The following is a 10,548-nucleotide window of genomic DNA, read 5'->3' as shown; positions in this document are numbered from 1 at the left end:
GTGGGGCTGGCCACGACCGACGGCGAGCAGACAACACTGGGCGTTAACTATTACGCCAACAAGAATGTTCGACTGGGTATGAGCTACATGGATGGCGAAGAAGCCAATGGCGCGAGCGGAGATGAAGTTCGCGCAAGGTTCCAGTACGCATTCTGATCCTTGATCGAGCTTATGTTTGACTCGACGCCAATAACGAGGATCGTTGAAAAAAATAATCTGAAAATTCAGGTTGGATTCAACCTACCCTGATAGTATCGATCCCGAGTTAAAGAGGTTACTCAGGTTTTTAGGGCAGATCTTTCTGCCCTTTTTTTTGATTTTCTCACCAAGGTGCACACCAGCCTGGCACCACGGAACTGCTACCCGGAGTGGGTGCCAGTGACACCGACCTAGACCCGGAAATCAGCGTAAACTACGAACTGGGTGCCCGTTTGCGCCATGGCGCGCTCAACGTCGAAGCCATCGGTTTCTGCAGCCACTACAGCAATACGGGCTGCTCAGGTAACCGCAGATGTCTATATTACAACGAAAAGAATTTATAGACCTTCGTCTAAATAAAATGCAAATTCATTTGAATTGTTACCGATTGCTAACTAACCTCGTTGACGGGTCGAATAATAATATTACTCGGAGACAACAAATGAAAAGATCAAAACTGAGAACCTCCATCCAGGCAGCAACCTCCTTGCTGGTTTTTGGCATTGCGAGTCCAGCTAGTGCCATGAAGATTTTGGGCGATGCCGACCATATGACCAATCTGAAGGGCTACGAAATAGAAGTGTACGGTTACGCCCGCCTTAACGCCAGCTACGACATTGAGGAAGACATCTCAGAACCAACTCGGGCGGGCGACTTCAGCAAGATTAATACTGGAGCAGACGAAATCAACGAGGCCACTGGCTATTTCGGCGCTGACGCGACGCAAAGCAGGCTCGGCGTGAAAGCGACGCTTCCTCAGGGCGTCAAGATAGTCGTTGAGGGCGGCTTTCGGTACGGCAACCTCCGGCTTCGTCACGCGTATGGCGAGTACAAGGGCGTGATGGCGGGCCAAAACTGGTCAAACTACAACAGTTTTGTTGGCTTCATCCCGACACTCGAGTTTGACGGCATGCCAGGCAACGCAGGCAGCCAGTTCCGGACATCTCAGGTGCGTTATACCAGCGGCCCAGTGTCCGTCTCCCTCGAACAGCCCTTTAATTTCGCAAGCCTCATCGCTACCGATCCGGACATTGAGCAGAAAACAAGTCTGCCGATTGCAACCGCACGCCTGGAAGATAGCGCTGGTGCCATCTCCTACTCAACTGCCGCATTCGTGCGCCAAATTGATTACGATACCGGCACTCAAGATGACAGTGCAATCGGTTACGGCGCTTTTGGCGCGCTCACCTTCGCAGCCTCAGACACGGTGACACTGTATGGCGTTTTCAACTACGTGAACGGTGGCGACATCTACCTGTACCGGTCAGGTGACAACTATGCCGTAGATTACGGCTATGTTAATAGCTCAGGCAGCGTTGAGTTGATCAGCGGGTACGGTGCCTCAGCCGGCGCGTCCTTTGACCTGGGCGGTGGCCGCTCAATAAACACGGGCGTCGGCATGGTGGAGGTAGACTGGGATGACGCGCTGCGTGATCTTCCCGGTTCAGCCGACATTGGTAACAAACAGGAAACTAACACCATGGCGATGATTAACTACCAGTGGTCTCCTGCGAAAGCAGTGACCATGGGTGTTGAATACAGCTACTTCATGGTCGACGAAGTTGACGGTGACGATGGGGATGCGAGCCGGTTGATGTTTGCCGCTCAGTACAACTTTTAAACTGTCGTAACGACAGCGAAAGACTAGTCTTCGGCGCTTTGACTCTGAATATTTTAGGGTTGAGGTGCCGAAGGTTTTTAGGGTAAGGATTTTTTTTCGCTATTGACTATTTAGTCACAGACTCCGACCTTTCCGCCAAAAAAAGTGCTCAACTTCAACAAAGCGAGGCTGTGCTCGGCTATTCTTATCGCGAACGCCGCAATGGGTTATAGCGTATCAGTCCAGTCCAGGTAGCAAAATTTGATTTTCACGGTGATATGAATAATCGGTTCCAGGCCTACAGCAATCAGCGCGACTGGTTTAATGGGTCCGGTCTGACGGGAAAAGAAAACAGGCTTAAAGACGATGGCAAAACCGAAAATTTCGGCGAAATCAAGTATCGTCTCTGGTTTGAAGCGGCAACGGATAACGATGAAGTCAAAGGTGTCTACGCCACGGAAATTGGTGGCATTCGCTACGGCGAGGGTTCAGGTGGCGACTTTTCAGGCGATGGCGTCAACGTAGAGACCCGCTGGGCATACGTGGACTTCGCTGTACCATCCAACAGCGATCACCGAATCAAGATGGGCTTGCAACCGGTATCGGTTGATCAGCATTTGTGGAATGAAACGGCAACGGGCGTGATGGCCCAGGGTCCGCTGTCTCACATGTGGAATTATCAGCTTTTGTGAGGACGGGGTGATTCGTCTAACGAAAACGCCGCGGAATCTGCTGATGACGGCTTTGACGGTGCGGACAACTTCACCATCAATATTGACGGCGCAATGAGTCCCAACCTTAAGCTTGGTGGCTTCTTGCTATACCAGAGAAACGATCAAATCTCGGAAGGTACGGGAAACATCAACAGCATCGGCTACGAACTTAAAGCGATTGCTGATAACTCCAGATACGACGTGTCGATCGTTGGCGGAACCTTTGACTACAGAAGCCCCTCCTCTGGCGGCAACCTGTTTGTTAAAGGCACAGCTATTTACCAGACGGGCACGATAGAGGGCGTAACCTTTACTCCTCTGTCAGGTGCAGCCAGCGCGAATAACAGCTTCGATCTTTCCGCCTATTTTCTTCGCGGTGATGTCGGATATGACTTTGGCGCCACTACACTGACCTACACCGTCTGGTACTCCTCCGGAGACGACAATTCCACCGATGGAGATTTCGACGCATTTATCGCGACAGACGTCGATATCAACGAAAGTATGATTTTTCAGGAAAACTTCACGGACGACGATTACTTTGCTGAAACGCCCTACCTTCTGGACAAGGGCTACCTGCTGAACAAGGTTCAGATAGACCACAAACTGTCCAGCCAGGTCACGGTTAGCGGAATGGCCATTTATAACGCGCTCGCTGAAGATGTCACTCTTGGCGACGGAAGTGAAGATAACTCACTCGGCTTTGAGTTCGGGGGACGCCTTACGTACAAGCCCTACAGCGGTCTTGAAATTGCTGCGGAAGCGGCTTATCTGGTGGCCGGAGACGCAATGGATGCGTTCGAGGAAGCCGCTATCCGGGACGGAAAGGCTGACGAGGATATTGTTCACATCGCGGGCCGAGTCCGTTATAAATTCTAACTCGTAATGCCGAAACCTTAATTCGGTTTTAACGTCTAACGGGAACGCCACAGTCATGGCGTTCCCTTTTTTTTGCGCAAGCTCCAGGCCAATATGCCTCCACCCATCCATACTCCAACGAGAGCGCGGTCATGCACAGGAAAATTCTTCCCGTTGTGATTCTTATCGGTTTTTGTCAGGCGGCCATCGCCGATGGGCTGGCCAGGGACGAGATCATTCACGACTTCGAGGCCAGGCAAGGTGTCGTCATTCCCGGCCCTGATTCGAACACCCGGAGCACCTACATCGACCTCGGGACCTCACAGGGAGTGAGTGTCGGCGATTTATTTTCAGTGACCGACCCCGGGCAGACAGTGACGCATCCAGCCACCGGCGAGGAAATGACCCTGGAGTCTGAAGCAAGCGCCTTACTTGGCATTACGCGGGCAAACGAAAACCACTCTATCGCCAGAGTAATCAAGGGCGCGCCGCCAAAGACGGGCGAGAAAGTCAGGCGTTTCTGGGGCCTGGATGCCTATTTTATTGACCCCCAGGACCAGGGCAGAGAATTGTATTCAGAGCTAAGAAGCCAACTGCCGCACATCTATTGGCTGGGATACTCCTCGGGAGACGAGGCCAGCGCTCCTGACGGCTTCTCTGGCCTGGTGTTCAGATATACAGACTCCCGGCTGAACGTGGACCATGTGCCGGACTGGCCAATCGCCTCGTACAAGATACAAGGCAGTCAGAATGGCTTCGATCCCCAGCCATTGGTCCAAGCGGATATGGGCCAGGGTCTTCCACCATTGCCCTATCCCGAACGACGCGCCCTGCTTGAGACTCAACCAATTTCCAGCGACCTGATTGTTAACGGCCCTGAGTTACTCATTGCTGCTGGCACCGAAGACCGGATCACCGTCAGCTCTTATCAGGCCGAGGCGATACAGCAAATTGTCAGTTTCCCCATACCGCACCGCAACCGGTTGCTTTCCGTGAGGTGGTGGCAACCCGAAGGCAGCTCCAGGCTCTTCCTGGCGCTCACCACCTGGGATGGCGAAAAGGTTGAAGGGATGTTGCTCAGGCTTGACGGCGATCAAGTCACCGAGTTTCGCACCAACTTACCCTTCATGCTTGGTGCCTTCGACCTGGATGGCAATCGCACCGCAGAGACTCTTATTGGCCAGCCGTTCAACCGAAATGACTTTTATGGTCAGCCACTGCGGGAATTTTCAATCAGTGCCGATAACGCCCTGCAACAAAACACGCCTTCGCTGTCGCTACCGGCGTCTTTCAGGGTTATCGGATCGCTTTTGACCGACCTTACGGGTGACGGGAAATTCGAATCCATTTCCATTAGTGACAGTGCACTAGTGGTCAGAAACAGCTCGGACAATGTCATTCACCGGTCCGAAAGAAATGTGGGCACCGAGCTGTCATCACTGAGCTATGAGCTCAATCCAAGCCAGGCGTTCAGCCCGGTCGCTCACGTTAACATCGAACCATCGCCCGTGTTGTTGAACGGACCGGAAAACCAAAAGCGGTTTCTGATATTCCCACGAAATGGAAGAAGCGATACCCCCATTTCGTCAGTGGCGTCGACATCCACCACCAACCGGCTTGGCTCTCTGGTTTTTGACGGAACCCGATTTATCGAATCCACGGTGCCTTATCGGCTGGAGGGGCGTATCGCCGCCATGGCGCAAGAGGATGGCAAACTATGGATCCTGCTGTCCGCCGCGAATTCCGACACTGGGCGGGGCGCAGAACTGCTGTCTCTGACACCCAAAACGCTTTGAGCCCGAGGGCCGCTATCGCGATTCACTAAAGCACGACAGGGACTATCAAACACATCATTTAAATGCATTTTCTGCTCCTGATTTCAGCTCTGTTTCAGCCAGACCTGCTCTACTGGAACTGCAACACATGGAAAACGAGGTGCAGCCATGAAAATGTTAATTTCAATTGTATTTACGACTGGCCTGATTCTCAGCCCGTTGGCTCTATCAGGCCCCAATGGGGGTCTCGCGGATCGCATTAACGAAGCGAGAACCTATCCCAATAAAACCGTGGCAGTGGATTCGGACAAACAGAAGGCAAAATTCCGGGAGCACATGAGGAATTACAGTGATCACCACGGGCATGACGACCACGGCGGTGATGACGAGCACGATTGCCACTAAGACTCATACACGACGGGTGGCTGCGTTGGCCCTTCCTGCCAGGGGAAGGGTCGGCGTTGGCTGGAAATCCTCACCACCATCCCAGACCGGCCCCATCGCCGCTTCCGAAACACCGAGAATAGCCACTTCAGACATGTTTACGATGAGGGGTCAGTTCAAAGGGGCCAGAGCTTTTATGCGTTTGGCTAACCTGTACTAAGCTTCCAGTATCAACAAGCGCTTATCACTCACTATCGATAGGTGTTCCGTCTTCCATTGCACAGCGTAGCCCATGAACTTCAAACATCTGGAAACCTTTATCTGGGTAGCCACCCTTGGGAGTTTTCGCAAGACGGCCGAGCGACAAAACACCACTCAGCCCGCGATCTCCAATCGCATAGCGGCTCTTGAAGAGGAATTGGGCGTAACGCTGTTTGATCGCGATTCCGGCCGTACGATGTTGACCACCCGGGGACAGGCGTTGTTGCCCTATGCCGAGAAAATCGTCTCTATGTCCCAGCAACTCCGTAAGCGAGCAGACAGGGTCGCTTTGCTGTCTGGCATCCTCAGGTTGGGCGTTTCCGAAACCATCGTCCATACCTGGCTGCCTTACTTTTTCCGCGAGCTGAGCGAAAATACCCCGAACCTGGATGTCGAGATCACCGTCGACGTGACCGGGAATCTTCGTAGTGGCCTGTTGGACAGAACGTTTGACCTCGCCTTTCTGATGGGCCCCGTTTCCGAACCGAAAATTGAAAACCTGAACCTGTGCAGCTTTCCACTGATCTGGGTGGCGAGTCCCGCACTGAAACTCCCGGACCGGAAACTGGAGCTTGAGGAACTGGCCCAGTGGCCAATCATCACGTATGCCAGGAACACCAAACCGTTTGCGGAAATCAGTCAGAAATTCAGCGAGTTGGACGAATTGCCCGCCCGCTTCTACTCATCGAGCTCGCTGGCGGCGTGCCGCCGCCTGACGCTGGATGGCATCGGCGTGTCTGCACTCCCACTGAGCGTGATTGCCGATGGACTGAAAAACGGTCGCCTGATGAGGCTCGACGCCGCCTGGACTCCGTCTGAGTTGGCATTTACAGCCTCCTATCCCAGCGCTCCCTCCAACGCGATCGCCGAACTGGCGGCCAACCTGGCAGTCAAAGTTTCCGAACAGTACGCGCAACGAAGTGATCACGGAAACTTATCAGCAAACCCAAAAAACCATAATTAGACATTTTCGCCAATAGGGATAACCTGAACTACAACCGCGTAATAAATTCAATCAGGGGTACCCGAGATGAATACCGGCGAATATTCAGACTTCAAGGCAGGCCTGCTTGAGCAATTATCCTTGCTTCGCTCACACATTCGTTCCGGTGCTTACACGGCAACTACCAGTGGCAAGGCCCAGAGCCTGGTCCAGGGAAATGTGGTTATCCTGCCGGCCGATTGGGCGAACGATTTTCTTCTCTATTGCCAAAACAATCCCGTGGCCTGCCCGCTTATTGGCGTCTCCCAGGTCGGAGAACCCTCACTACCGGGCCTTGGACGAGCGCTGGACATCCGGACTGACATCCCCGAGTACCAGGTATTCCGCAATGGTGAACGGGCGGAGACAGCCAATGACATTCGCGATTTATGGCGCAACGATTTTGTAACATTCGTACTCGGCTGCTCGTTTTCGTTCGAGGACGCTTTGATCCGTGCCGGACTGTCCATCAGAAACGTCGAGCAGGGACGGAATGTCTCCATGTATCGCTCGAACATTGAGACACAAACCGCCGGGCGTTTCTACGGCAACATGGTGGTGTCCATGCGGCCGTTCCGGGCCGCAGATGCCATCCGAGCGATTCAGATCACAACCAGGTTACCAAAAGCGCACGGCGCCCCGGTACATATTGGCGACCCGGCGCTGATTGGAATCACGGACATCAACACCCCTGACTTTGGTGACGCCGTCGCCATCGGCAGCGACGAACTACCGGTGTTTTGGGCCTGCGGGGTTACTCCGCAGATTGCCCTGGAAAACGCATGTCCCCCGATCGCGATCACCCACGTACCGGGAAAAATGCTGCTAACCGAGCGGCTCAATGAAGAGCTGGCCGTGCTCTAGCCACTGCAAGCTCACTCACAAAGCAACAACAACAAGAGAACGGGAGAATCGATATGTTCAAACAACTTGCAACAGCCACTCTTTTGGTCGGGGCCTTCCTGGCTCATGCAGCTAACGCTGCCCAATGGAATATGCCAACGCCGTATGGCGACGCCAACCTTCCAACCAAGATTGCCTACGGGTTCGCTGAGGACATAAAGGCGGGCACCGACGGCGAGATAGACATCACCGTCCACTCCGGCGCCTCACTGATCAAACATCCGGAAATCCCGCGGGCCGTCCGCACAGGGCAGGTTCAACTGGGGGAGATCTTCATCGGCATCATGGGCAACACCCATCCGGTGTTTAAACACGACAACATCCCGTTTCTGGCGACCAGTTTTGACGACGCCAAAGCACTCTGGGAAGCTGCAAAACCGGAGGTGGAAAAACAACTCGACAGAGAGGGCCTGAAACTTCTTTACACCGTGCCATGGCCAGCCCAGAGCCTGTATACAAAGGCTCCGGTCAACACCATGAGCGACTTGGAAGGTCTGAAGATGCGCGCTTACAGCCCGTCCACTTCACGGCTGGCTGATCTCATGAACACCACCCCAACCACCGTTCAGGTACCTGAGATCCCCCAGGCATTCAGCACTGGCATCATTGACGCGATGATTACCTCCCCATCCACCGGCGCCAACGGCCAGGCCTGGGATTACCTCTCTCACTACACTGACATCAAAGCCTGGATTCCCAAGAACGTTGTCGTTGTCAACAAACGCGCCTTTCGCCGCCTGAGTGAGGAACAACAACAGGTCATTCTCGACGCCGCCGCGGCAGCCGAAACGAAGGGCTGGGAGGGCGTTCGAGTAACCGCCGCCGAAGACACGGCGACGCTGGCAGAGAACGGTATCGAAGTATCCGAGCCATCCGAACAACTGATGCAGGAATTCCAGAAGATCGGCGACATCATGATCCAGGAATGGGAAGAAGAAGCTCCGAAGGAAGTCGGCGCTATTCTGCAAAACTACCGTTAATGGTCCATTCACAAGACGCTTTCCCCTGGTATTCCAGCGGGAAAGCCGCCTTGGGAGGCATCTTCCATGAGTACCCTTCGAGACAAGTTTTACCTGGCATCTGGTTACGCAGCGGGGTTCTGCATTGCACTGATCATGGTCGTGATTCTGGTGCAGATTGTTGGCCGCCTGTTCGGCTTCATCATCCCTTCCGCTGAAAATGTGTCCGGGTACGCTCTCGCTGCTTCTACGTTTTTCGGGCTTGCCTACACCTTCCATGAAGGTGGCCATATCAGGGTGACCCTGGTTATCCAGAAGTGGTCGGCCCGGGCGCGGTTCGTTCAGGAACTGGCGGTACTCATACTTGGCCTCGGCCTTGCGTGCTTCATGACGTTCTATTGCTGGCACATGGTTTGGGAGTCCTACGTTTTCGAGGAGGTCTCACACGGCTACATTCCCATTCCGATCTGGATTCCTCAGATCCCGGTAGGGCTGGGCACGTTAGCGCTTACCATCGCGATCCTGGACGACCTCATCGCGGTGCTGCGTAAACGTGTGCCTTCCTACCAACAACACGAAAGTGACGTCAATCTGGAGGAAATCTGATGGATACCACGCTGCTCTCCATCGCCCTCGCTGCCTCCATGATATTGATGCTCGCGCTTGGCGTATGGGTATCACTGACCTTGGTCGGCATTGGCGTCCTCGGGCTATTGTTGTCCGGCAACGACCAGATCGGCCTTCTGTTCGCAACCTCCAGCTGGGGCGCAAGCACCGGCTGGTCTCTGACCGCACTGCCGATGTTCATCTGGATGGGCGAGGTTTTGTTCCGTACTCGCTTGTCCGAGGACCTGTTTAAGGGACTGTCACCCTGGATGGGTGGTTTACCGGGCAAGCTGCTGCACGTAAACATTCTCAGCTGCGGTATATTTGCGGCGGTTTCCGGTTCGTCAGCGGCCACGGCGGCCACCATTGGCCGCATGACCCTGCCCGAGCTCAAGGCTCAGGGTTACAGCGACCGCATGGCTGTCGGTACCCTTGCCGGTTCCGGCACCCTTGGGCTGCTGATACCACCGTCTATTATTCTGATCGTTTACGGCGTGGCGGCCGAAGTGTCCATCGGCCGTCTGTTTATCGCCGGCGCCCTTCCTGGCCTCATGCTGGTGGTCATGTTTATGGGGTACACCATGGTGTGGGCGACATTGAACAAGGATGAGATGCCCAAGCATAAGAAAGAGCACATCTCGTTCTCAGCCAAGATCAAGGCACTGCGAATGCTGCTTCCCATCGTGGGCCTGATCGTATTTGTGCTTGGCTCGATCTATGCCGGCTTTACCACACCCACTGAGGCTGCCGCCCTCGGCGTTTTTGGTGCCCTGTTGCTGGCGGCTGTCACCGGTTCCCTGAACGCCGACAGTTTCAAGGCAAGCCTGCTGGGCGCGGTCAAGAGCTCCTGCATGATTGGCCTGATTCTGGTGGGCGCGCATTTTCTCACCTTGTCCATGGGCTTTCTCGGCATTCCAAGAGAGTTGGCGGAATGGATTGGCAGCATGTCGCTCTCTTCTTTCGAACTGCTTGTCTGCCTGACTGCCCTCTTCGTTCTACTGGGCTGTTTCCTGGATGGCATTTCCGTGGTGGTTCTTACCGTCGCCGTGGTCATGCCCATGGTCCAGCAGGCCGGCATCGACATGCTCTGGTTTGGCATCTTTATTGTTCTGGTGGTTGAGATGGCACAAATCACACCGCCGGTGGGTTTTAACCTGTTCGTGATCCAGGCATTGACCGGGAAAGACATCCTCTACGTTGCCCGGGCCGCGCTCCCCTTTTTCCTGCTGATCATGGCGGCACTGTTTCTGATCGGCTGGTTCCCGGAAATTGTCACCTACCTCCCTCAGACCATGAGCCGAGGCTAGCG

Annotated in this window: 12 protein-coding genes; 11 read left to right on the top strand and 1 reads right to left on the bottom strand. The window is 54.3% G+C overall.

All coding sequences use genetic code 11. The annotated features are described in order from the left end of the window. The 6 genes from B2590_RS19265 to B2590_RS09905 all read left to right on the top strand — a co-directional run bounded on the left by B2590_RS19265 (position 1) and on the right by B2590_RS09905 (position 5,549). Positions 1-156, top strand: a complete 156-nt coding sequence (locus tag B2590_RS19265) for a porin (protein ID WP_286847933.1) — start codon at positions 1-3, stop codon at positions 154-156. Between the two features lie 484 nt (positions 157-640). Further along, a complete protein-coding gene (locus tag B2590_RS09925) occupies positions 641-1,819 on the top strand; it encodes a hypothetical protein (RefSeq protein ID WP_041333826.1) in 1,179 nt (392 codons plus the stop codon). Positions 1,820-2,076: 257 nt separating this feature from the next. Beyond that, positions 2,077-2,490: a hypothetical protein gene (locus B2590_RS09920; RefSeq protein WP_278366832.1), complete on the top strand. Its 414-nt coding sequence runs from the start codon at positions 2,077-2,079 to the stop codon at positions 2,488-2,490. A 93-nt stretch (positions 2,491-2,583) separates the two neighbouring features. Then, positions 2,584-3,390 carry a hypothetical protein gene (locus tag B2590_RS09915; protein WP_227664013.1) on the top strand — a complete coding sequence of 269 codons (807 nt, stop codon included), beginning with the start codon at positions 2,584-2,586 and terminating at the stop codon, positions 3,388-3,390. Positions 3,391-3,521: 131 nt separating this feature from the next. Beyond that, a complete protein-coding gene (locus tag B2590_RS09910) occupies positions 3,522-5,165 on the top strand; it encodes a hypothetical protein (protein ID WP_286811560.1) in 1,644 nt (547 codons plus the stop codon). Positions 5,166-5,312: 147 nt separating this feature from the next. After that, positions 5,313-5,549, top strand: a complete 237-nt coding sequence (locus tag B2590_RS09905) for a hypothetical protein (RefSeq protein WP_036208639.1) — start codon at positions 5,313-5,315, stop codon at positions 5,547-5,549. Positions 5,550-5,552: 3 nt separating this feature from the next. Here the strand turns inward: B2590_RS09905 and B2590_RS09900 are convergent, their stop codons facing one another. Continuing rightward, positions 5,553-5,684, bottom strand: coding sequence for a hypothetical protein (locus B2590_RS09900; protein ID WP_286847931.1), 132 nt, complete (start codon positions 5,682-5,684; stop codon positions 5,553-5,555). A 136-nt stretch (positions 5,685-5,820) separates the two neighbouring features. Here B2590_RS09900 and B2590_RS09895 point away from each other — a divergent pair, with 136 nt between their 5' ends. The 5 genes from B2590_RS09895 (at position 5,821) to B2590_RS09875 (ending at position 10,546) form a co-directional block, all read left to right on the top strand. Next, on the top strand, positions 5,821-6,753 hold the full coding sequence (locus B2590_RS09895; protein WP_199448298.1) for a LysR family transcriptional regulator: 933 nt from the start codon (positions 5,821-5,823) through the stop codon (positions 6,751-6,753). A gap of 66 nt (positions 6,754-6,819) precedes the next feature. After that, the gene (locus B2590_RS09890; RefSeq protein WP_041333820.1) at positions 6,820-7,635 is read left to right on the top strand and encodes a putative hydro-lyase; all 816 of its coding nucleotides are present in this window, start codon (positions 6,820-6,822) and stop codon (positions 7,633-7,635) included. A gap of 53 nt (positions 7,636-7,688) precedes the next feature. Then, on the top strand, positions 7,689-8,654 hold the full coding sequence (locus B2590_RS09885; protein WP_286811561.1) for a TRAP transporter substrate-binding protein: 966 nt from the start codon (positions 7,689-7,691) through the stop codon (positions 8,652-8,654). A gap of 66 nt (positions 8,655-8,720) precedes the next feature. Then, complete coding sequence (locus tag B2590_RS09880) at positions 8,721-9,239, top strand: TRAP transporter small permease (protein WP_127401882.1); 519 nt, start codon at positions 8,721-8,723, stop codon at positions 9,237-9,239. Further along, positions 9,239-10,546, top strand: coding sequence for a TRAP transporter large permease (locus B2590_RS09875; RefSeq protein WP_286749670.1), 1,308 nt, complete (start codon positions 9,239-9,241; stop codon positions 10,544-10,546). The genes B2590_RS09880 and B2590_RS09875 overlap by 1 nt, the downstream gene beginning before the upstream one ends. Positions 10,547-10,548: the final 2 nt, after the last annotated feature.

Origin of the sequence: Marinobacter sp. UBA3604, from assembly GCF_002375325.1 — a bacterium.
Taxonomy (GTDB): Bacteria; Pseudomonadota; Gammaproteobacteria; order Pseudomonadales; family Oleiphilaceae; genus Marinobacter; species Marinobacter salarius.
This window is presented reverse-complemented; position numbering and strand designations above follow the sequence as displayed.